This is a genomic window from Flavisolibacter ginsengisoli DSM 18119 (assembly GCF_900129295.1).
In the GTDB taxonomy this organism is placed as follows: Bacteria; Bacteroidota; Bacteroidia; order Chitinophagales; family Chitinophagaceae; genus Flavisolibacter; species Flavisolibacter ginsengisoli.
In genome coordinates this window covers 421251-443393 of the sequence record NZ_FQUU01000001.1, presented here as the reverse complement: position 1 = coordinate 443393, position 22143 = coordinate 421251, and the positions used below count along the sequence as shown (strand labels likewise).

Sequence of the window (22143 nt, the reverse complement as noted above, 5' to 3'; positions counted from 1 at the left end):
AATGATAATTCAATATTATTGAATTTTTTCAAACTCTTTTCTTCCTTTTTCTTCATCCGTAATTAGAAGAATGGGTTTGCATGGGCTGCCCCAAACAATTTCTGAAGCTAAATAGTACCGCTGCCCAAATTGCACGTCAAGTTTAACGGTTGATTCTTTACCCTGGCTTACTGCCCGAATCATTGCAGGACCTTCTTTTAAAATTTTAAATACATATGCTGATTTATTTTTTGCCAAATACATAATATTGTCATTGTAATAAACAATATAATCAATAAAGGAGCATGGGAATTTCCCCGGCCTGTAAACATATAAGAGCGCAAACTTTGAAGTGTCTTTAAGACGTATTCTGTAAGCTGTAGAGATATCAATCTGCTTAAATAAAGAGTTGTCTGTAACTAATGTTTTTTCTTTAAACCAAACAGTGTCGGACATAATAACCGGGTTTTTATTATTGTCCACGTAAGTTTTAAATAAATAATAGTTAGGTGTTATATTACCAATTTCATACAGCAGCTTATGCTTCTTTAAAAAGTCTGCCTCTTCTGGTTTCTGTTTTTCACTTCCTGATATGTATTTAAGAGTATAACTGCAATCGCTTATCCAGTTTACTTTCCAGAGAACAGAATCACCTGAATTAGTATTAACCTCTTTCTGTACATCGTCTGTTCTAGTAAAATTGTATCGAAGGTTAGAGTTCTTTGGATAAGAATAAAATGTTCCTGTTTTCAGTTCTAAACAGTTAGGCGTTTTGCTTTGGCTTTTTGACGTAAGAGAAAATATTATGCAGCATACGAAGGTTGTCAGAAAGATAGTTTTAGATAAATATAGGGTCACGATATAAATATTAAGGTTTTAAAGGTAATAGCACCAAAATAGAATATATTATTAAAAACTATAAAACATTTTTAGTGGTTGTTTCATTTATTTTGGATGCGTCTAAAATTTGAGGTATGGCTTTAAAAAGTATGAGTTTTTTTGTATCGAATGAAATAAGTGGATTGTACTCCTTAATTTAAAGCATTATGGGCAAATACCATTGCCTCAGCCCCTTTCATTAAAAGCTCCCAAACCTTTACACAGCCTTAACAAAAAAAAGTAATATCCACTTAAAAAACTATTAACCATAAAACATAGACTATAAACTAAAATGTATCTTTGCCGCCCCGAACAAAAACACGGGGTTTATTATGGAAGAAAATCAAATTGTTAACCCAAACGCTGAAGGACAGGAGAATGCACCTGCTGCTGAACAAGCAACAGAGCAGGCTACAGCGACAACAAATGTACCTGTTCAGGAGCCTGTTGAAGAAAGAATTGCAACAGCTCATGACGACTTTGACTGGAGTATTGACAAACGCAATGTTGCTACTTACAGCCAGGAAGAAAAAGACAAGTACGACAAAGTGTATGAAAACACTTTCGTGCAATTGAACGATGGCGAGATGATCAGGGGACTGGTTGTTGGTATCACTAAAACAGACGTGGTATTAAACATTGGTTTCAAGTCTGATGGACTTGTTTCATTGAACGAGTTCCGAGATATCCAGGGACTGAAAGTTGGTGATGAAGTGGAAGTTATGGTTGTGGAAAAAGAAGACCGTGATGGTAATCTTAACCTGAGCCGTAAACAAGCCCGCATTACCCGTGCCTGGGAAAGGATCGTTGAGGTTCATAAAACTGGTGAGATCGTTACAGGTACTGTTACCAGCAAAACTAAAGGTGGACTTATCGTTGATGTATTTGGTATGGAAACCTTCCTGCCAGGTTCTCAGATCGATGTGAAGCCTGTTACAGACTACGATCAGTTTGTTGGTAAAACAATGGAATTCAAAGTGGTTAAGATCAACGAAGCCATTAAGAATGCAGTTGTTTCTCACAAAGCTCTTATTGAAAGCGATATTGAAGCACAACGTGCTCAAATCATTGGTAAACTTGAAAAAGGCCAGGTACTGGAAGGTACTGTTAAGAATATTACCGATTTCGGTGCATTCATGGACCTTGGCGGTTTAGATGGTTTGTTGTATATCACGGATATTTCATGGGGACGTATCAACCACCCAAGCGAAGTATTGAAATTAGACCAGAAGATCAACGTTGTGGTATTGGATTTCGACGACGAGAAAAAACGTATCTCTCTTGGTTTAAAACAATTAACTCCTCATCCTTGGGATGTGTTGCCTGAAACCATTACAGAAGGTTCTATCGTTAAGGGTAAAGTAGTGAACATTGAAGACTACGGTGCTTTCCTTGAGATACTTCCTGGTGTTGAAGGCCTGGTTCACGTATCTGAAATCACATGGGCTAACACACCTATCAATGCTAAAGAATTCTTCAAGTTAGGAGATGAGCATGAAGCTAAAGTGGTAACACTTGACAAAGACAGCCGTAAAATGAGCTTGTCTATTAAGCAAATGTCTCAGGATCCATGGAGCGATATCGAAACTAAGTTCCCTGAAGGAAGCCGTCATACCGGAGTGGTTAAAAACATTACACCTTATGGTGTATTTGTTGAGCTGACATCTGGAATTGGTGGTATGATCCACATCTCAGATCTTAGCTGGTTGAAGCGTTTCAATCACCCAACTGAGTTTACTAAAGTAGGTGAGAACATTGATGTGATCATCCTGGGTATAGATAAAGAAAACCGTAAGCTGCAATTAGGTCATAAGCAATTGGAAGAAGATCCATGGAACAGCCTGCAGGATACATTCGCCGTTGGTTCTATCCACGAAGGAACTGTATTACGTAAGGATGATAAAGGAGCTATTGTTCAATTACCTTATGGTTTGGAAGGATTTGCGCCTAACCGTCACCTTGCAAAAGAAGATGGTAAGAGTGTAGGTGCTGACGAAACAACTGAATTCATGGTTATTGAATTTGATCGCAATGAAAAACGCATTGTTGTTTCTCATGCCAGGATTTGGGAGCAGGCAAAGGCTGATGAAAAGGATGCTGCCCGTAAGGAAGCAAGAGCTGATGCTGACAAAACCAAAAAAGCAGTAAAGAGCCTGCAGGGTAAAGTTGAAAAACCAACCCTTGGAGACCTTGGCGCTTTAGCACAGATCAAAGAAAGATTACAGCAGGAAGAGAAGGGTGGATCTGCCGCAGGCACTACTCCTGAAACTGAAGGCTAATCATATATCTTTTTATGACAAAGTCCTCAACACCTGTTGAGGACTTTTTTTATGCCTGTTCGATTAAGAAATAAGAACCTGTTTTATTAAAGAAGTTGAAAAACAACTGTTACATCATATTTCATCTTTATCTTTTTAAATGATACAGGTGAACCATCCTCTGGTGCCTGGTTGGCCAGTTGCATATTTGAGGCTTTCATATTGTACATATAAGGTGTATAATATTCCACAGGCTCATTGATAGTTACTGCAACACCTGGTTTCTCATTGATAGCTTCAGCTAGATAAACTGCTTTATCCTTTGCAGCTTTAATGGCGTCAATTTTAAGCTTTTTGCGAAGCTCTTCCATTCTGCTAGTGGCAGTTCGTTGAATAAAGAAGTTTTCTGTAGCATTATCATCAAGCAAGTCAACCAATTGATCCAGTTGTTTGCTGTCGCTTACCTTAACCTGGTAGGAAATAGTTGCATACAATTCCTCTTTTTTATGTTTCTTTCTCAACCAGGGATTACTATTCAATGCATCAAATGCAGCTATACTAACCAGGGTATCTGGTATTCCCAGGCTTTTTACAGACCGTAGGAAATCTTGTTTAATTCGGTCAATACTTACCTTTCCCTGTCCTTTTTTATCATATTCTTTCAGGTCCACCTGAACATAAATTTCATCGGGAACTATTTCCATTTCAGCACTTCCTGTTACTGTAATGGTTCGGGGAAATAAGTTTTTCTCATTTTGCGCATTTACATTCACCAGGCTAAACAGCATCATTAGGGTAATAGTCATTTTTTTCATGGCACTAATTTTTTGTATAGATGGTGTAGACATTAATTTTACATAAGATCTGCATCTCCATTAACATTACGTAAACATGTAACTTTAACTATCAAATTTGCTTGCTGCATGAATATTTGGAAAAAGTTAGCTGAATTCCAATTTGTAAGAAAAGTGGTGTATGCCATTGTGGGTGTATTTTCCTATCCCGGTCTGGCAATAGTAAACAAGTTGAAAATTTCAGGTACTGAACATATAGAGAACCTGCCAAGGAAAAATGTATTGTTTGTTAGTAATCATCAAACCTATTTTGCTGATGTTATAACCTTCCTGCATATATTTTGTGCAGTTAAGTGGAGAAGAAGAAACAGGCTTGGCCTTCCTTTTTATCTTCTGAATCCTTTTACAAGCGTTTATTATGTAGCTGCTGAAGAAACCATGAAAAGCAGTTGGATCAGCCGGTTATTTACACTTGGAGGTGCATTGACTGTAAAGCGTACCTGGAAGAAGGATGGCAATGAAACAAGAAGAGGGTTAGATCCTTCTGATACACGCAAAATAGAAAGGTCTTTAAATAATGCATGGGTCATTACTTTCCCGCAGGGAACTACCAAACCATATGCTCCCGGCAGAAAGGGAACAGCCTACATCATTAAGCATTGCCGGCCTGTTGTCATCCCTGTAGTGATACAAGGCTTCTGGAGGGCATTTGACAAAAAGGGCCTGAAGTTTAAAAAGAAAGGCGTTCAGCTTTCTGTACATTTTAAAGAGCCACTGCAAATTGATTACGAAGCACCAGCCGATCAAATCCTCGCGCAGGTAATGGATGCCATCGAACAAAGCAAAGAATATATGCTCACGGGACCACACCACTGGAAAACCAAAGAAGAAGCTGTAGCCTGATCCTTTAACCTCTTCTTTTCCCGGCATTTTAATTATTTAAATAAAACAGTTTTATTATGGTAAATCACAATCAGATAGGACTTGATACTGAAAATTCTAAAAAGCTTACAGACAGTTTAAATATCTTATTAGCTAATTACCAGTTATTTTATATTAATGCACGTGGATTTCATTGGAACATAACCGGAGATAAATTTTTTGAGCTCCACGCTAAATTTGAAGAATTATACAATGACCTGTTAGTGAAAGTGGATGAAGTGGCAGAACGTATTCTAACCCTGGGGTACACCCCTTTACATACTTTCTCTGATTATGTAGATACTGCAACTATTCCTGAAGCCAAAAATGTATCCAATGGCACGGACGCTATGCAAAACATAGTTGTTTCATTTCGTACGCTGATCACATTGCAGCGTCAGATAGCCGGTGTGGCTGATGAAGCGGGTGATGAAGGCAGCAGTGCATTAATGAGCGATTACATTCGTGAACAGGAGAAACTTGTCTGGATGTATTCAGCTTATCTAAAATAACTGGTTTAAAAAGCTGCCACTGGCTTCGTTTCATCTTTACATCCCTTCCACCAAAAGCATCTTCGTAGCCGAAGAACTTTGACGAATAGCTTTGGCAGGTGCATATTCCTCAGATGCCCACCATGATTTTGCCATTTCTTTAGTTGGGAACTCAAGCACTACAATTCTTTCTGGCGCCCATTCTCCCTCAAGGGTTTCTGTTTTGCCACCTCTCACAATAAATTTCCCCTGGTAATTTTTTAAGGTATCAAGGGTTAATTTTTTATAGCCTTCGTAAGTTTCGTGGTCATGAATTTCAATTTCAACAATGATATATGCTGGCATATTTGATTATTTAAAGAATAAAGCTTTTAGTTCAGATGCATCATTAGGATTCATTTTACCGCCCAGAACCAATCGTACCTGCCTTCTGCGCAAAGCTCCTTCAAAAAGATTTTTCTCTTCTTCGCTTTCTGGTACCAGTTCCGGTACTATCCTTGGTTTCCTGTTGGGGTCAAGCGCAACAAAAGTATAATAAGCTTCATTGCTTTTATACTTATACTGCTGCGTAAAATCTTCACCCCACACTTTTAAATGCACTTCCATTGAGGTGTGAAAAGCCCTGCTCACTTTGGCTTCTATATGAACGGTGTTACCTAGTTTTATAGGGTTCTCAAAAGAAATATTATCAACAGAGGCGGTTACCACAGGGGCATTGCAATGACGTTGGGCAGCAATAGCTGCTGCAATGTCCATCCAGTACATTAGTCTGCCCCCCATAAGGTTACCAAAGACATTGGTATCATTGGGGAGTACTATTTCCGTCATCATGGTCATGCTATCTGCAGGTGTTCGCTTTTGCATACTTGAAATTTGCGCAAAGCTAAGGGTATGACAGGTTATGATAAAAATCATGAAAACCGGTTCTGAAGTCAACATTTAATGGCATTATGATTTTTATCATTGTAATGATATCTTAACTTATTTCACTTTATAAACTATTAGATTTGCAAGCCATGAATACCAAAGTATTACAGCCCATGTCAACTTCCATGTCCTTCGATAATACGGAGATAGCTTTTGCACATTTATCAAACGATGACCTTAAACAAAGTCATTGGTTATTTGGATTAATGGGTAAGCCATGGTTAGTAAAACTCGGTACAAAGTTGACCCCCTGGGCCATAAAGGCGGGGTTGCCTATAAAAGGGCTGATACGTAAAACCATATTCAGGCATTTTGTAGGTGGCGAAACAATGGAAGCCTCCATTCCGGCTATTGAAAAGATGGCAAAATACCATGTCCAGGTAATACTCGATTATGGGGTGGAAGGAAAGGAAGGCGAGGCCAATTATGACCATGCCCGTGATGAATTTATAAGAGTGATCAACTTTGCCTCTACGCAGGATAATGTTCCCTTTATGAGTGTGAAGGTAACAGGGATCGCACGTTTCGGGTTGCTTGAAAGATTGGATTCATTAATGCATGTTTCCCCAACAGATTCACTTATTAAAAAGTATAATGATGCCCTTGCTAAATTAAGCAATGAGGAGAGAGCTGAATGGCAGAGGGTTTGTGATCGCTTTGACCTCATTTGTAAAGCTGCGGATAAAGCTGATATTGGATTTTTAGTTGACGCAGAAGAAACATGGATTCAAGACCCTGTGGATGCATTGACCATGTTAATGATGGATAGTTTCAACAAAGAGAAACTCGTCATCTATAACACACTTCAATTATACCGTCATGACAGGGTGGAATTCCTGGAGCAATGTTATAAAGCTGCAGAGGAAAGAGATTTCCTATTGGCTGTGAAACTGGTAAGAGGTGCCTATATGGAAAAAGAGCGCAAAAGGGCACAGGAAAAAGGGTATCCTTCACCTATCCAGCCTGACAAGCAATCTACAGATAATGATTATAACGAAGCAGTCAGGTTTTGTATTGAAAACCTCCATCGTATAGGGGTCATCGTGGCCTCACATAACGAGCAGAGTAATTTACTGGCTACGCAATTAATGGATACAAAAGGTATTTCTCATGATCATCCTCATGTTCACTTCAGCCAGTTATATGGTATGAGCGACAACATCACCTATAACCTGGCAGCAGCAGGCTTCAGTGTAAGTAAATACCTGCCTTTTGGGCCCATTAAAGACGTTGTACCTTACCTGATGCGCCGTGCAGAAGAAAATACTTCTGTTGGTGGTCAAACAAGCAGGGAACTTGGACTGATAGAAAAGGAATTGAAAAGAAGAGGCTTGTAATTACAAAGAAATTGAATGAAGCCGCTTCTTCAATTCTTACAACCATAATTATAGATTTCGTATTTTGCCGCCCCTTATGGACTGTTAGCTCAGTTGGTTTAGAGCATTACTTTGACAGAGTAGGGGTCACTGGTTCGAATCCAGTACAGTCCACAAATTATACTATTGTTAGCAGGTAAGATTTTCGACAATTGATGTAAGAGGTTTATATCTTTTTTCACTAAACCACTTTCAAAGTTCTTCATTTGAATTGTTCTGCAAGCGTTGCTTCCTGCTTAATTTCAACCGGCTCCTCATAAATAATTATTAGTAAAACAGGTTTACACCTTCCGCTTTATAAGTCTTCTTTATAGCAGCTGACCTGTCTCATTTTGTATAACCTCGTGGTTTGATTATTGCATGTTTTCTTATACTTCCCTACCTCTATTTTTCCTTACTCCTGATCACTACACATTTTTTAACGCAACTAAAATTATACTTATGGCCAAAGCTACCAGTAAGAAAAGCAGTGTCAATAATAAGATTGAAGACCTTTCCAGGAACATGGCTGACGGAACCGATCAATTCATGACTACCGACCAGGGACTAAAGATCAATGATGATCACAATTCACTAAAGGCAGGTGATCGCGGACCAACGTTATTGGAAGACTTTATTTTACGTGAAAAAATTACCCATTTCGATCATGAACGTATTCCTGAAAGGATTGTTCACGCCAGGGGGTCTGCTGCCCATGGGGTGTTTAAATTAAATAAATCCCTGTCTAAATACACAAAGGCAGCATTCCTGAATGACACGGCCCGTGAAACCCCCGTTTTTGTCCGTTTCTCTACAGTGGCTGGTTCCCGGGGATCTACAGATCTCGCTCGTGATGTGAGAGGTTTTGCAGTAAAGTTTTATACTACTGAAGGCAATTATGACCTGGTAGGTAACAACATTCCTATCTTCTTTATACAGGATGCAATGAAGTTTCCTGACCTGATTCATTCTGTAAAGCCGGAACAGGATAACGAGATACCTCAGGCTGCTTCCGCGCATGATACATTTTGGGATTTTGTTTCATTAATGCCTGAAAGCTCGCATATGATCATGTGGGCAATGAGCGACCGTGCTATTCCCAGGAGCTTGCGAATGATGGAAGGATTTGGAATCCATACTTTCCGGTTTATCAATGAAAAAGGGGAAAGTCATTTTGTAAAGTTCCATTGGAAGCCTTTGTTAGGTGTGCATTCAGTGGCATGGGATGAAGCTCAAAAAATATCGGGTAAGGATCCCGATTTCCATAGGCGTGACCTCTGGGACAGTATTGAAAATGGCGCTTTCCCTCAATGGGACCTGGGCGTTCAGATAGTTCCGGAGAAAGATGAACATAAATTTGAATTTGATTTGTTAGATCCCACCAAGATCATCCCTGAAGAGCTGGTGCCTGTGCAAATTGTAGGCAGGATGACATTGAATCGCAACCCGGATAATTTCTTTGCTGAAACAGAACAAGTTGCTTTCCATCCTGGCCATATTGTGCCTGGTATTGACTTCACAAATGATCCTTTATTGCAGGGAAGGTTATTTTCCTATACAGATACCCAATTATCCAGGCTTGGCAGTCCCAATTTTCACGAGATACCTATTAACAGGTCTGTCAATACCATATTTAATAACCAGCGCGAAGGACATATGCGCCAGCAAATAGACAAAGGAAAGGCGGCCTATTCACCAAATACTGTTGGTGGCGGATGTCCATTTTTAGCCAAGGCATCAGAAGGAGGATTTACCAGCTTCCAGGAAAGAATTGATTCTTCCAAAATAAGAGGTAGAAGCAAAAGCTTTTTAGACCATTTCAGCCAGGCTACTCTTTTTTATAATAGCCAGTCAGAAGTTGAAAAGCAGCATATTAAGGACGCTTTTAGTTTTGAATTATCGTTGGTAAACATTCCGGAAATAAGGCAAAGGGTTGTAGATCATTTTTCAAATGTTGACCTGGGATTAGCTCAATATATAGCTGGCAAAATAGGTGCAGTGGCACCCAAAAAGCCCATGCCTGTTCAAAATGGAGCTATACCTGCAGATGGTAATCCTAAAGCATATCAACCAATTAAAGGCAAATCGTCAATAGAAAAGTCGGAGGCCCTAAGTATGGCCAAAACTGTAAAGAATACCATTGCTTCCAGGCAAATTGCAGTTCTGATAGCTGATGGGGTAGACGAAGCTTCTTTAAAAAACCTTATAAATAAATTATCGGCTGAGGGTGCCATGGTGAAATTGGTAGCCCCTAAGCTTTCTCCTGTCAAGGGTTCAAAAGGAGGAGCATTCAGTCCTGATAGAACATTTTTCAACGCAGCTTCAGTTTTGTTTGATGCTGTCTATATTCCAGGAGGTGCTCAAAGCGTAGCTGCATTAAGAGAGGAACCAGATGCGGTCCATTTTGTTAATGAAGCTTTTCGCCATTGCAAGGCTATAGGCGCTGATAAGGAGGCCATGCCCTTTTTAGAGGATACCTATATCCCCCGAAAGCTGGGAAGTGATATGAGTAAAGATCTATCGGCAAGTGGTGTTATCAACAATGGAAATATTAAAAACTTTATAGCTGCCGTGGCACAACACCGTTTCTGGGAAAGAGAAATGATGTCTAAAGTACCAGCCTGATCTAATAAGAGGTATCGCCCTCCTCGAGGGGGCACCTCTATTTCCACAATATTCCCCTGCACAAACCTCACAATTTCATTTATGTATAGTTCAATTGGTGAAAGCCATCTTGGCATTACCAGGTTATTCAGCTTTCTATAGCCTGTCAATACTTCATTTGGGATGTACCTGTGCCGTGGCAACTGTATAGCTTCGCCCTATCAACTAGCTATCTGAAGTATAGATACTGCGTGATCATCACGCAGTATCTATACTGTTCCTATACAGGAGATAGGGGGTTAGTATATAGTAGATAGGGAGAAGAATGGGCCTGCGTATATTATTAGATGTTTTGGAAACCCCTTTAAAACAATTTTTAAGTTGTCTTAGAATGCAGTATTGCCATTATTAAGCAATTGATTCCCACCACCTTTGGCCCTTAAAAGGCTGTTTAAAGTAAATAGGTTCGCCTATAAAGGGATGCAGCAGCTCCATGTTCCTTGCAGTGGCTTCCCGGGTTACCCTTGTAATGGGTTCATTCCAGGCATGATTGCCCAGGGCAAATTTGGACCAGTGTACAGGTAATAATCGTTTGGCTTTTAGATCTTCTGCGGCTTTTACTACTTCCTCAGGAAGCATATGGATATATTTCCAGTTTTTATCATATTGACCATTTTCTAAAATTACCAGGTCAAAGGGACCGAACTTCTGGCCAATGTCTTTAAAATGGTCATCGTAGCCAGAATCGCCTCCGATATAAATTCTGTTGTTTGGGGTGGTTAAAATATAGCTGCTCCAAAGAGTGGTGTTTCTTTTAAAAGTGCGCCCTGAGAAATGCCGGGAGGGGGCACTATTAATGTAAAATCCAGGCTCAAGGACATCTTCTTCATTCCAATCCAGCTCAACGATCTTTGATGGATCATAACCCCAATGCTCCAGGTGTGCACCCACGCCAAGGCCCGTAATTACTTTATTCACTTTAGGCTTTAATTTGACCACAGTATCATAGTCCAGGTGATCCCAATGATCATGGGTGATGATCAAATAGTCGATTGCCGGAAAGTCTTCTACGGTATATACATCGCTGCCAGGGAAAGACCTGGTGGTAAATGCTATGGGAGAGGCACTTCCACTGAGCACCGGGTCAACAAGGAATTTCCTGCCATCCACCTGCAGGAAGTAGGAGGAATGTCCGAACCAAATGATCACATCTGAATCCTTTTCAAGTTTGAAAATATCTTCTTTCCGGGAAGGAAGAATTCCGGCTGGTTTTCTTTGTTCTTTCTTATCAAAAAAGAATTCTTTCATAACAGAAGTATAACTGGCTCCTTCTGTTAAGGCAGGCGTCGGGTTAAGATTTTGAAACTGGCCATTTTTGAAATTGGGTGAATTATTCATTCTTTCCCTTCTTTTGCCTGTAGCTGCCTTTCCAAACTTTGGCTGTTGCATGAAAAAGAAAATAAGTACAAATAACAACAGGAGAAAAACGGCCAGGATCAACATAGGTAAATAATAAGTCTATTAAGAAATTTAAATAAAGGGTGCAGAAATGGCAATTTACGTATGGTTTCTAACATATTTTCCTCATTGCAGGAACCAGGTTTAAAACGAATTTGGCGCTAATGTTATCTATGGCTAATTTTCACCCAATCAATCATATTTTTCAAGGTGTTTTATGCAGCAATATCTCGACCTTCTTCAACATATTCTAGATAAAGGAGTTTCTAAAAACGACCGTACGGGTACGGGTACCATTAGCACATTCGGTTACCAGATGCGTTTTAATCTCCAGGAAGGTTTTCCGCTTGTTACTACCAAAAAACTCCACGTTAAGAGCATAATACATGAACTATTGTGGTTTTTAAAGGGAGAAACGAATATTGCTTACCTAAAGGAAAATGGAGTAAGTATTTGGAATGAATGGGCTGATGAACATGGTGATTTGGGTCCGGTTTATGGTAAACAATGGAGAAGTTGGGAGGGTGCACACGGCCAGGTGATAGACCAGGTGGCTGATGTGATAAAGCAAATAAAAACCAATCCAGACAGCCGCAGAATGATCATCAGTGCCTGGAATGTGGCAGATCTTCCTGATATGGCCCTGATGCCCTGCCATGCTTTGTTTCAATTTTATGTGGCTGAGGGTAAATTAAGTTGCCAGCTTTACCAGCGCAGTGCAGACGTTTTCCTGGGTGTTCCGTTTAATATTGCCTCTTATGCACTTCTCACCATGATGATGGCGCAGGCTTGTGATCTGCAACCAGGAGATTTCATTCATACTTTTGGTGACGTTCATATTTATAATAACCACCTGGAACAGGTGCACCTGCAATTAAGCCGCAAGCCATATCCTTTACCTGTATTAAAAATTAACCCGGCTGTTAAAGATATTTTCAGTTTCAGGTATGAAGATTTTACCCTGGAAAATTATCAATATCATCCTGCCATCAAAGCTCCGGTAGCTGTATAATATAATTTCCCTGAATTGGATTAGGACTTTAATCATAAAACTCCTGTAGCTGCTTTTTTAAATTTGCCCAACTTTACCCAATGGAAAGAGAGAATGGACCAGATGCTGGAATTGACCATATTGTTGTAAGCCTGTTAGTGGCTGCTGATGAAAACAATGTGATAGGCAAGGACAACAAATTGCCATGGCATTTGCCTAATGATCTGAAATATTTTAAGAATCAAACCTGGGGAATGCCCATCCTGATGGGAAGGAAAACCTTTGATTCTATAGGAAAGCCATTACAAGGAAGGAAAAGTATTGTCATAACCAGGAATAAGGAATGGAAGCATCCGGATGTGGACATGGTACATTCTACCAAAGAAGCCATAGCAAAGGCAAAAGAATATGGAGCAAAGGAAATATTTGTAATAGGTGGTGCTGAGATCTTTAATTCATCTTTTGATAAAGCACAAAGGATATACCTGACAAGAGTGCATCACCAGTTTGAAGGTGATGTTTATTTCCCGGCGCTAGATGCAAATGATTGGGTATTGACCCATAATCGTTTCTGCCATGCGGATGAAAAAAATGCATGGTCTCATACCTTCCAGGTTTGGGAAAGGAAGCATAGCTAAGAAAAGCTAGCGAAGTATTTTAAAGAACGCTATTGTAAACTATATAAATCAACCGTTGTATTCATCATTTGAATTAGCCAAAAAGTACCTGCATTATTACCTGACTGCATCCAATAGTAAAGGGCATGGTATGCATTCTCCTTTTGTTTTTGACTTCATTTTAAATGTATTGAATAATGGTAAAAATTATAACCCGCCGGGTGCTATAGAAGACCTGCGTAATGAATTGCAAAAAGACCATGAGCTATTGGAAGTTGAGGACCTGGGTGCGGGTTCGAGAATGAGTGCTGCAAAAACAAAGACTGTTACCCAACTTGCGTACACTGCTCTTAAGCCTAAGAAATATGCAAGGCTTTTGTACCGCGTGGCCAAACATTACCAGCCGCAAACGATAGTAGAACTGGGAACATGCCTGGGGCTCACCACGGCTTATTTATCTTATGCCTGCCCGGCGGCGCAAATTATTACAATAGAAGGCAGCACGGCTATTACAACCAAAGCAAGGGCTAACTTTAAAAAATTAGGAATACATAATATCCAGTCATTGCAGGGAGATTTTGACAAAGTATTACCCGGCATTTTGAAAAATGAAAATATAATTGACCTGGCATATATCGATGGTAATCACAGGTATGAACCTACAATGCGTTACTTTAACCAATTTCTGAATAAATCAAGTGATGCATCCATTCTTGTTTTTGATGATATCCACTGGAGCAAAGAGATGGAAAGGGCGTGGAGTGAAATAAAAGAGCATCCAGCGGTTCAATATACGATCGATGTATTCTTCCTTGGATTTGTGTTTTTCCGGAAAGAATTTAAAGTAAAGCAGCATTTTAAAATAAGGTTTTAATGACATGGATATGGGTCTTTATCTAAATAATATAGGAATGGCGACAGGGTTTGAAGACAGCATAGAACAAAACACAAAAAAGAAAGGCATTAATAGGACGAACAATATTTTTTGATATAAATTGAACGCATGATTGCAGGTATATTGAAAGAGCCACAACAGGAATCACGGGTTTCGTTACTGCCCGAGGGTGTAAGCCAACTAATCAAAAAAGGGCATACAATCGTTGTTGAATCAGGTGCAGGGGCAAAGGCTTCGGCTTCTGATAGTGATTATGAAAAAGCAGGAGCTACTATTAGTTCTGCAGAATCAGTAGTAGCTGCATCAGAAGTGATACTGTGTATACATCAACCATCTATACCTATTCCATCCAGCAAAGTATTGATAGGAATGTACCAACCATTGTTTCACCAGGAACAAATGAGTAAATGGGCTGGGGAAGGGTTAACAGTATTCAGCCTTGACATGTTGCCGAGAACAACCAGGGCGCAATCAATGGATGTATTGAGTTCGCAAGCCAATATAGCTGGCTATAAGGCTGTGCTGGTGGCTGCCAATAACTACCCAAGGTATTTTCCCATGTTCATGACAGCGGCGGGTAGTATCACGCCGGCTAAAGTTTTGATACTTGGAGCAGGTGTGGCAGGGTTACAGGCTATTGCAACGGCTAAAAGACTGGGTGCAGTAGTAGAAGTATTTGATACAAGGCCTGCTGTGAAAGAGGAAGTAATGAGCCTGGGTGCCAAGTTTGTGGAAGTGGAAGGTGCAGCAGATGCCTCGAAAGCAGGAGGATACGCGGTGGAACAAACAGAAGAGTATAAGCAAAAGCAGCAACAAAGGATATCTGAAAGCATAGCTAAGGCTGATATTGTCATCACCACAGCCCAGATACCAGGTAAAAAGGCGCCTGTACTGATTACCGAAGCAATGATCAATAATATGCGCAACGGTTCGGTGATCGTAGACATTGCCGCAGCTACAGGCGGTAATACGCCATTTACGCGGGATGGAGAGATTGTCATTCACAATGGTGTCCAGATCATTGGCAGTGGTAATCTACCGTCTACTATGTCTTCTGATGCCAGCAAACTGTATGGAAAGAACATTCTTAATTTTTTGCAACTGCTTACAACAAAGGAAGGTGCACTTCAATTGAATTGGGAAGATGACCTGGTGAAAGGCAGTTGTATAACTCATGGCGGTGAAGTGGTACATGACCGGGTAAAACAATTAATCAGTTAAATATAATTTTTACAAATGGAGAATGCTTTGACATGGATAGCAGGCAACCAGCAGATCATTTACATAGTGATCCTGATGATATTCGTAGGGATTGAGGTTATAGGTAGAGTGCCGAGTGTATTACATACTCCCCTGATGAGCGGCGCCAATGCCATTCATGGGGTGGTGATCATAGGCGCCATCATTGTTATGGGCCGTGCGGAAGCCGATAATTATTTTGCCCTCATCCTTGGCTTCCTTGCTGTGATACTTGGTACCCTGAACGTGGTTGGTGGCTTTGTTGTTACTGACAGGATGTTAGAAATGTTTAAATCTAAAAAGAAAGGATCTAAATGAACTTCAGTATACTCACCATTATTTACATTATCTCCTCGGTTACTTTTATACTAGGATTGAAAATGTTGTCTCATCCCGAAACCGCCCGCAAAGGAAACCTGGTGGCGGCTGGTGGAATGTTCCTGGCCATCTTTGGTACTATCTTTTTATACGAAGACCTTGACTCCGGCGAACGACTGCACAATTATATCTGGATATTCAGTGGGTTGATCATAGGTGGTGTTATTGGCACTGCTGTGGCAAAGAAAGTTAAGATGACCGCCATGCCTGAAATGGTAAGCTTGTTCAATGGAATGGGGGGTGCCTGTGCGGCACTGATATCAATTTCAGAGTTTAACCATTTTGCTTCTTCCAATTTCGCCTATCACATTATCCAATCTTTCCCTGGCGAATCCACAGTTGATGTAGGTGCCTTCGAGCTGCCTTTGCAAACAAGTACCATGATCACCATTTTTCTTGGATTGATCATCGGTTCTATTTCATTTGCCGGAAGTATCATTGCCTGGGGCAAACTGAATGGGAAAATCAAGGACAAATCATTCAAAGGCCAGCATATTGTAAACCTTGGTGTTCTTGCGGCTATCATTGGCATAACGATCTTTCTTTTAGCTACCATTTCTTCTTCTTTTGAAGTAAACAATGGATTGCTTACAAACACCGCTAAAAGAATATCTATTCAGGGTTTGAACATTCACATGAATACATCCGTGTTTGTATTGTTCTACCTGGTATTCTTTTTATCACTGGTTTATGGGGTGTTGTTTGTTCAGCCAATTGGAGGCGCAGACATGCCCGTGGTTATCTCATTGTTAAACTCATTTACAGGTGTGGCTGCAGCATGCGGAGGCTTCCTGTATGATAATAAAGTAATGCTTACAGGTGGTATATTGGTTGGTGCTGCGGGTACCTTATTGACCATACTAATGTGTAAGGCAATGAACCGATCTCTTGCCAATGTGCTGATTGGCTCTTTTGGTGGTGCTAAAGCAAGCCAGAACGGAGATGTAAAGGCTCAAGGTAATTATAAAGAGATCAGCCTGACGGATGCGGCAGTTGTCATGACCTTTGCCAATAAGGTAATGATCGTTCCGGGCTATGGATTGGCTGTAGCTCAGGCGCAACATGCCTGTCATGAACTTGAAAAATTGCTGACAGATAAAGGAGTTGAAGTTAAGTATGCTATCCACCCGGTAGCGGGCCGCATGCCGGGGCATATGAACGTATTGCTTGCAGAAGCGGATGTGAGTTATGAAAAACTCGAAGAAATGGAGATGGCCAACGAGGAGTTTAGCAGTACAGATGTTGTGCTCATCCTGGGTGCCAATGACGTTGTGAATCCTGCGGCGAAAACAGATACCGCCTCACCTATTTATGGAATGCCTATCCTCGATGTTGAACTGGCAAAAACAGTTATAGTAAATAAAAGAAGCATGAAGCCCGGTTATGCGGGTATTGAGAATGACCTGTTCTTCCGTCCTAAAACCTCTATGCTCTTTGGTGATGCTAAAAAGGTTTTACAGGACCTTATAGCGGAGATCAAGAACTTGTAGACAGGTATAACTTTCTTATTCCATATAAGAACCAGGTGCAATTAAGTGTTGTTGCAATGCTCATTAGTAGTACATTAGCAAACACACTTAAATACTTCCTGTTATGCGGATAATTTATATCCTGTTATTATTCCTTTGCATTCATTCAAACGCTCAGCAAAAACTTCTGGGTTTTACTGATGCCGGCTCAGAGAAACAAAAAGGGCTGGAGAAGCAGTTTGATGCCCAGATGAATGCCGGCAACCTTGATACATGGATGAAATTCCTTTCGTCCCACCCACACCATGTTGGTTCTGCCAAAGGCAGGGCAAATGCTGAATACATGGCGGATCTTTTTCGCCAGTGGGGATATCAAACCGAAATAAATACCTATTATGTTTTGTTTCCTACACCTAAGACAAGATTATTGGAATTATTAGGTTCCAAGCCATATAAAGCAAAGCTGGAAGAGCCTTCTTTATCAGAAGATAAGACCTCTGGTCAGAAGTCAGAGCAGCTACCCAGCTATAACGCCTATTCAGCTGATGGTGATGTAACATCTGAACTTGTATTTGTGAACCGTGGCGTTCCTGCAGATTATGAAGAACTGGAACGCATGGGAATAGATGTTAAGGGCAAAATTGTTATTGCTAAATACGGAGGTTCCTGGAGAGGGATAAAGCCAAAGGTAGCAGCAGAGCATGGAGCTATAGGGTGTATTATTTATTCTGATCCTGCTGATGATGGCTATGTGCAGGGAGATACTTATCCTGTTGGCCCATTTCGCCGGGCAGATGCTGTTCAGCGGGGTTCAGTGATGGATATGCCTGTATATCCGGGAGATCCTTTGACACCAGGTGTGGGTGCAACCAAAAATGCAAAGCGACTGGATATAAAGGACGTGAAGACCATCATGAAGATTCCTGTGCTTCCTATTTCATATGAAGATGCCTTGCCTTTACTACAATCATTGGGTGGGCCAGTGGCTCCTGCAGCATGGAGAGGGGGTTTACCAATAACTTATCATATAGGGCCAGGGAAAGATAAAGTACATCTGAAGCTGGCATTCAATTGGGATCAAAAACCGGTACATGATGTAATTGCTAAAATGGTAGGTACCGATTTTCCTGACCAATGGATCATTAGGGGAAATCACCATGATGCATGGGTCAATGGAGCTGCTGATCCTTTAAGTGGAATGGTAGCGGAATTGGAAGAAGCACGTGCATTGGGCGAACTCGCAAAGAATGGTTCTAAACCACGTCGTACGGTGGTTTATTGTGCCTGGGATGGTGAAGAGCCGGCATTGCTGGGATCAACAGAATGGGCAGAAGATCATGAGAAGGAATTAAAAGAAAAGGTGGTAGCCTATATTAACTCTGATGGCAATGGCCGTGGTTTTATTGGTGCCAGTGGCTCACATACATTAGAGCCATTCTTTAACCAGGTAATTGAAGATGTGAAAGATCCGCAGACCGGTGTTTCGGTTAAGGAGCGGCGTTATGCCAAACAATTGGTGGATGCAGATAAAGCCTCAAGAGCAAAATTGTTGGGCAATAAGTATATGAAATTAGGCGCATTAGGTGCAGGGTCTGATTACTCTCCCTTTATTCAACACATGGGTATTGCATCTATGGATCTTGGATATGGTGGGGAAGATCCGGGAGGGGAATACCATTCCATTTTTGATTCCTATGACCTCTATACCCGCTTTAAAGACCCGGGATTCCAATATGGAGTTACATTGGCAAAAACTGCAGGCCGCATCACTATGAGACTTTCCAATGCAGATGCACTTCCATTTGATTTCAATGCTTTTTATAAAACATTGAATGATTACGCTACCGAAGTAAAGGCCATGATGGATAATCAAAGAGTGGAAACTGAGACCCAGAATAAAATGATAGAGGAAAACCTTTTTGCAGTAGGAAAGGATCCAAAAAAGACCTATGCATCACCCGAGGTGAAACAGGCGGTGCCTTTTCTGAATTTCAGTGAACTGGATAATTCTCTTGCGCAATTGAAAACTTCTGCAGAAGAGTTTCAGAAAATGTATGCCAATGCAACAACATTGCCTGTAGAAAAACTAAACCAGTTGAACCTTCTTTTGTATAAGGCAGAAAGAAGTTTGATTGATACAGATGGATTGCCACGCAGGCCATGGTATAAACACCAGGTATATGCACCCGGTTTTTATACAGGATATGGAGTTAAAACTTTGCCGGGCATAAGGGAAGCTATTGAACAGCGTAACTGGAAAGAGGCCCAGGATAACATCGGTATTGTTTCCAAAGTAATTGAAGCCTATAATGCACAGGTGCAACAGGCTGCCAAGGTGTTTTCAAAACCTACTTTTTAATAAACAGATCAGGGATCTGCAATTACCTTTGACCCACCAGGTCAAAGGTTTTTTATTATAATGAAGTTACCAGAGGCGTTTTTACAATCAATTGAAGGTGTTAAGGGTTTCGACAGGGAATCATTTATCAAAGTGCATGATGAGGGTAACCAGGTAACTTCTATCCGTATCAACCCGATAAAGACTGATGCCCACTCTTTATGGGATAGTGATAAGGAAATAAAACTGGCTGGTGTAGACCAGGCATCAGTGCCCACAAGTATACCCTGGACAAACTATGGTTATTATTTACCCGAACGACCATCTTTCACTTTCGATCCTTTATTTCATGCTGGTTGTTATTATGTGCAGGATGCTTCCAGTATGTTCCTGGAGCAGGCAATGAGCCAACTTGCAGATTTGTCACAACCTTTAAAAGTATTGGACCTAAGTGCAGCACCCGGGGGTAAGTCAACCCATTTGCTTTCAATACTATCAGAAGAAAGTCTCCTAGTAAGCAACGAAGTAATAAGACCGCGCTGCAATACCTTGATAGATAATATTATCAAATGGGGCAAGTCTAATGCCCTGGTAACTAATAATGATCCTGCGGCCTTTAAAAAGCTTCCCGGGTATTTTGATGTTATTGTTGTTGATGCACCCTGTAGCGGTAGCGGATTATTCAGGAAAGACCCGGATGCTATTACAGAATGGAGTTTAAATAATGTAGCACTATGCAGCCAAAGACAACAAAGGATCCTGGCTGATATTCTTCCTGCCTTGAAAGAAAATGGTTTGTTGATCTACTCTACCTGTTCTTACTCAGAAGCTGAAGATGAATCGATAGCTGATTGGCTGGTGAATGAGTTTGAAATGAAGAATGAACGGATTTCCTTGAATGATGAATGGGGTATTGTGGAATCAGTTTCGCCTGGTCATGGTGCGTTCGGATATCGTTTTTATCCAAATAAGGTAAAAGGAGAGGGGTTTTTTATTTCCTGTTTTAGAAAAGTGAATGAAGAAAAAGAGGTGGGAGGTAAACTTCCCCGCATAGATACAGCCAGTAGTAAAGAAAAATTAATTCTTAAGGACTGGTTAAAATCAGATTCATTAGAAATTCTTAAGGATCATGATACTTTCAGGGCATTGCCTGCCATATTCATCAATGATTTTATACGACTGCGCGGCAATTTGAATATTCAATATACAGGAACAGAGCTGGGTCAAATCATGAAGGGAAGGCTTGTTCCTGATCATGCATTGGCTTTAAGTTCTCTTTTATCACCAAATGTAGCCTCAACTAACCTTGATTATGCAGAGGCCATTAAATATCTTCAAAGGAAAGACCTGGCAACAATTCCCCAAACGAAGGGATGGCAAACGGTTAGCTATAAAAATCATCCTTTGGGATGGATTAATGCACTTGCCAACAGGATCAACAACTATTATCCTAAAGAAATGCGTATTTTAAAGCAGTCTAACGATTCAGCTTTTGAAAAATAATGAGCATATTTGTAAGGCTAATCTGATGTCATGCAATGAACCATGCCTGGCAATTGAAAAACTAATTATATCCACATGAAAAAGTCATTTTTGCTTGCCACCATTTTGTTTTGCTCTTTATTTGTTTTTGCACAGAATGAATTGGTTGTACACAGTTCAGATAAAGGACCTTACCTGGTGCATACGGTTGCTCCAAAAGAAAACTACTATTCTATAGGCCGTTTATATAATGTTTCTCCAAAAGAAATTGAAGCAATTAATTCCCTTGACATGAATAAGGGTTTGAATATTGGCCAAAGTATAAAGATCCCATTAACTTCCACCAACTTTACCCAGGCTTCGGAAAAAGGTCGTAGTCTTTATTATGTTGTTGGAGATAAAGAGGGACTATATAGGGTAAGTTTGAAAAACAATAAAGTATTGATGGCCAATTTGCGTAAATGGAACCATCTGTCAACAGATAAAATCACCCCTGGCCAGAAATTGATAGTGGGCTATCTTATATCTCCTGAGGCTAATAGTATAGTTCAAAACAATAATATCCAAGCAGAGCCGGTGAAAAAAGCAGCTGAGCCTACTAAAAAGGATATCGCCGTGCACGAGCCTTTAGATGACAAAAAAACTACAGAAGAAGTAAAGACAAAAGAGCCCGAAAAGAAGGCTGAAACGATAGCTAAGTCTCAGCCTGTTTCCATGGCAGTAAATGATGGAAATGGTGGCTATTTTAAATCTTCATTTGAAAAGCAGGTAAAGGTTCAGCCACTTTCAGCAGACGAAACTGCAACTGCAGGAATATTTAAAACAGCAAGTGGATGGCAAGATGCAAAGTATTATGCTTTGATGGATAGAGTTGAGCCTGGAACTATAGTACGTATAGTGAACCCTTCAAATAATAAGGTTGTATATGCTAAGGTGTTGGGAGAAATGAGTGGTATACGTCAGAACCAGGGTTATAATTTACGTCTTAGTAATGCTGCTGCTTCGGCACTCGATATCAATGAAACTGAGAAATTTATTGTAAGAGTGAATTATTAAAAAAGCAGTTTA

The 22143-nt window shown here is 40.4% G+C and carries 19 protein-coding genes and 1 tRNA gene; 15 read left to right on the top strand and 5 right to left on the bottom strand.

The window, feature by feature from the left end:
- Nucleotides 1–15: 15 nt before the first annotated feature.
- Nucleotides 16–837 carry a hypothetical protein gene (locus BUA53_RS21400; RefSeq protein ID WP_072833533.1) on the bottom strand — a complete coding sequence of 274 codons (822 nt, stop codon included), beginning with the start codon at nt 835–837 and terminating at the stop codon, nt 16–18.
- Nucleotides 838–1190: 353 nt separating this feature from the next.
- Between BUA53_RS21400 and rpsA the strand changes: the two genes are divergently transcribed.
- The gene (gene rpsA, locus BUA53_RS01890; protein WP_072833532.1) at nt 1191–3137 is read left to right on the top strand and encodes a 30S ribosomal protein S1; all 1947 of its coding nucleotides are present in this window, start codon (nt 1191–1193) and stop codon (nt 3135–3137) included.
- 86 nt (nt 3138–3223) lie between these two features.
- Here the strand turns inward: rpsA and BUA53_RS01885 are convergent, their stop codons facing one another.
- Nucleotides 3224–3931, bottom strand: a complete 708-nt coding sequence (locus BUA53_RS01885; RefSeq protein WP_072833531.1) for an SIMPL domain-containing protein — start codon at nt 3929–3931, stop codon at nt 3224–3226.
- A 108-nt stretch (nt 3932–4039) separates the two neighbouring features.
- Here BUA53_RS01885 and BUA53_RS01880 point away from each other — a divergent pair, with 108 nt between their 5' ends.
- On the top strand, nt 4040–4813 hold the full coding sequence (locus BUA53_RS01880; RefSeq protein WP_072833530.1) for a lysophospholipid acyltransferase family protein: 774 nt from the start codon (nt 4040–4042) through the stop codon (nt 4811–4813).
- A gap of 56 nt (nt 4814–4869) precedes the next feature.
- Nucleotides 4870–5343, top strand: a complete 474-nt coding sequence (locus BUA53_RS01875) for a Dps family protein (protein ID WP_072833529.1) — start codon at nt 4870–4872, stop codon at nt 5341–5343.
- 36 nt (nt 5344–5379) lie between these two features.
- Here BUA53_RS01875 and BUA53_RS01870 read toward each other — a convergent pair whose 3' ends face one another.
- Both BUA53_RS01870 and BUA53_RS01865 read right to left on the bottom strand, forming a co-directional pair.
- Nucleotides 5380–5667 (bottom strand): DUF1330 domain-containing protein, encoded by a 288-nt coding sequence (locus tag BUA53_RS01870; protein ID WP_072833528.1) that lies wholly within the window; start codon nt 5665–5667, stop codon nt 5380–5382.
- Between the two features lie 6 nt (nt 5668–5673).
- Nucleotides 5674–6186 (bottom strand): acyl-CoA thioesterase, encoded by a 513-nt coding sequence (locus BUA53_RS01865; RefSeq protein ID WP_072833615.1) that lies wholly within the window; start codon nt 6184–6186, stop codon nt 5674–5676.
- 152 nt (nt 6187–6338) lie between these two features.
- Here BUA53_RS01865 and BUA53_RS01860 point away from each other — a divergent pair, with 152 nt between their 5' ends.
- The 3 genes from BUA53_RS01860 to BUA53_RS01850 all read left to right on the top strand — a co-directional run bounded on the left by BUA53_RS01860 (nt 6339) and on the right by BUA53_RS01850 (nt 10229).
- Complete coding sequence (locus BUA53_RS01860) at nt 6339–7586, top strand: proline dehydrogenase family protein (RefSeq protein WP_175545996.1); 1248 nt, start codon at nt 6339–6341, stop codon at nt 7584–7586.
- A 78-nt stretch (nt 7587–7664) separates the two neighbouring features.
- Nucleotides 7665–7739 (top strand) — tRNA-Val (locus tag BUA53_RS01855).
- 327 nt (nt 7740–8066) lie between these two features.
- The gene (locus tag BUA53_RS01850; protein ID WP_072833527.1) at nt 8067–10229 is read left to right on the top strand and encodes a catalase; all 2163 of its coding nucleotides are present in this window, start codon (nt 8067–8069) and stop codon (nt 10227–10229) included.
- A 387-nt stretch (nt 10230–10616) separates the two neighbouring features.
- Here BUA53_RS01850 and BUA53_RS01845 read toward each other — a convergent pair whose 3' ends face one another.
- Nucleotides 10617–11657: an MBL fold metallo-hydrolase gene (locus tag BUA53_RS01845; RefSeq protein ID WP_245792991.1), complete on the bottom strand. Its 1041-nt coding sequence runs from the start codon at nt 11655–11657 to the stop codon at nt 10617–10619.
- A gap of 226 nt (nt 11658–11883) precedes the next feature.
- On the opposite strand from BUA53_RS01845, the gene BUA53_RS01840 reads away from it, so the two are divergent.
- From BUA53_RS01840 to BUA53_RS01800, 9 genes are all read left to right on the top strand, one after another.
- A complete protein-coding gene (locus BUA53_RS01840) occupies nt 11884–12678 on the top strand; it encodes a thymidylate synthase (protein WP_072833525.1) in 795 nt (264 codons plus the stop codon).
- A gap of 80 nt (nt 12679–12758) precedes the next feature.
- A complete protein-coding gene (locus BUA53_RS01835; protein ID WP_175545995.1) occupies nt 12759–13295 on the top strand; it encodes a dihydrofolate reductase in 537 nt (178 codons plus the stop codon).
- Between the two features lie 55 nt (nt 13296–13350).
- Nucleotides 13351–14148: an O-methyltransferase gene (locus BUA53_RS01830; RefSeq protein WP_072833524.1), complete on the top strand. Its 798-nt coding sequence runs from the start codon at nt 13351–13353 to the stop codon at nt 14146–14148.
- 129 nt (nt 14149–14277) lie between these two features.
- A complete protein-coding gene (locus BUA53_RS01825; protein WP_072833523.1) occupies nt 14278–15390 on the top strand; it encodes a Re/Si-specific NAD(P)(+) transhydrogenase subunit alpha in 1113 nt (370 codons plus the stop codon).
- A gap of 15 nt (nt 15391–15405) precedes the next feature.
- Complete coding sequence (locus BUA53_RS01820) at nt 15406–15726, top strand: NAD(P) transhydrogenase subunit alpha part 2 (protein ID WP_072833522.1); 321 nt, start codon at nt 15406–15408, stop codon at nt 15724–15726.
- Nucleotides 15723–17276, top strand: a complete 1554-nt coding sequence (locus tag BUA53_RS01815; protein ID WP_072833521.1) for an NAD(P)(+) transhydrogenase (Re/Si-specific) subunit beta — start codon at nt 15723–15725, stop codon at nt 17274–17276. Before BUA53_RS01820 ends, BUA53_RS01815 begins: the two co-directional genes overlap by 4 nt.
- A gap of 103 nt (nt 17277–17379) precedes the next feature.
- A complete protein-coding gene (locus BUA53_RS01810) occupies nt 17380–19614 on the top strand; it encodes a transferrin receptor-like dimerization domain-containing protein (RefSeq protein WP_072833520.1) in 2235 nt (744 codons plus the stop codon).
- A gap of 60 nt (nt 19615–19674) precedes the next feature.
- The gene (locus BUA53_RS01805; RefSeq protein WP_072833519.1) at nt 19675–21096 is read left to right on the top strand and encodes a methyltransferase RsmF C-terminal domain-like protein; all 1422 of its coding nucleotides are present in this window, start codon (nt 19675–19677) and stop codon (nt 21094–21096) included.
- Between the two features lie 75 nt (nt 21097–21171).
- Complete coding sequence (locus tag BUA53_RS01800) at nt 21172–22131, top strand: LysM peptidoglycan-binding domain-containing protein (RefSeq protein ID WP_072833518.1); 960 nt, start codon at nt 21172–21174, stop codon at nt 22129–22131.
- The last annotated feature ends 12 nt before the right edge of the window (nt 22132–22143 follow it).

Excerpts from the sequence above, each read along its gene's own strand:
- rpsA (WP_072833532.1), top strand. The coding sequence starts at position 1,191 with ATGGAAGAAAATCAAATTGTTAACCCAAACGCTGAAGGACAGGAGAAT.
- BUA53_RS01885 (WP_072833531.1), bottom strand. The coding sequence starts at position 3,931 with ATGAAAAAAATGACTATTACCCTAATGATGCTGTTTAGCCTGGTGAAT.
- BUA53_RS01880 (WP_072833530.1), top strand. The coding sequence starts at position 4,040 with ATGAATATTTGGAAAAAGTTAGCTGAATTCCAATTTGTAAGAAAAGTG.
- BUA53_RS01875 (WP_072833529.1), top strand. The coding sequence starts at position 4,870 with ATGGTAAATCACAATCAGATAGGACTTGATACTGAAAATTCTAAAAAG.
- BUA53_RS01870 (WP_072833528.1), bottom strand. The coding sequence starts at position 5,667 with ATGCCAGCATATATCATTGTTGAAATTGAAATTCATGACCACGAAACT.
- BUA53_RS01865 (WP_072833615.1), bottom strand. The coding sequence starts at position 6,186 with ATGCAAAAGCGAACACCTGCAGATAGCATGACCATGATGACGGAAATA.
- BUA53_RS01860 (WP_175545996.1), top strand. The coding sequence starts at position 6,339 with ATGAATACCAAAGTATTACAGCCCATGTCAACTTCCATGTCCTTCGAT.
- BUA53_RS01850 (WP_072833527.1), top strand. The coding sequence starts at position 8,067 with ATGGCCAAAGCTACCAGTAAGAAAAGCAGTGTCAATAATAAGATTGAA.
- BUA53_RS01845 (WP_245792991.1), bottom strand. The coding sequence starts at position 11,657 with ATGCAACAGCCAAAGTTTGGAAAGGCAGCTACAGGCAAAAGAAGGGAA.
- BUA53_RS01840 (WP_072833525.1), top strand. The coding sequence starts at position 11,884 with ATGCAGCAATATCTCGACCTTCTTCAACATATTCTAGATAAAGGAGTT.
- BUA53_RS01835 (WP_175545995.1), top strand. The coding sequence starts at position 12,759 with ATGGAAAGAGAGAATGGACCAGATGCTGGAATTGACCATATTGTTGTA.
- BUA53_RS01825 (WP_072833523.1), top strand. The coding sequence starts at position 14,278 with ATGATTGCAGGTATATTGAAAGAGCCACAACAGGAATCACGGGTTTCG.
- BUA53_RS01820 (WP_072833522.1), top strand. The coding sequence starts at position 15,406 with ATGGAGAATGCTTTGACATGGATAGCAGGCAACCAGCAGATCATTTAC.
- BUA53_RS01815 (WP_072833521.1), top strand. The coding sequence starts at position 15,723 with ATGAACTTCAGTATACTCACCATTATTTACATTATCTCCTCGGTTACT.
- BUA53_RS01810 (WP_072833520.1), top strand. The coding sequence starts at position 17,380 with ATGCGGATAATTTATATCCTGTTATTATTCCTTTGCATTCATTCAAAC.
- BUA53_RS01805 (WP_072833519.1), top strand. The coding sequence starts at position 19,675 with ATGAAGTTACCAGAGGCGTTTTTACAATCAATTGAAGGTGTTAAGGGT.
- BUA53_RS01800 (WP_072833518.1), top strand. The coding sequence starts at position 21,172 with ATGAAAAAGTCATTTTTGCTTGCCACCATTTTGTTTTGCTCTTTATTT.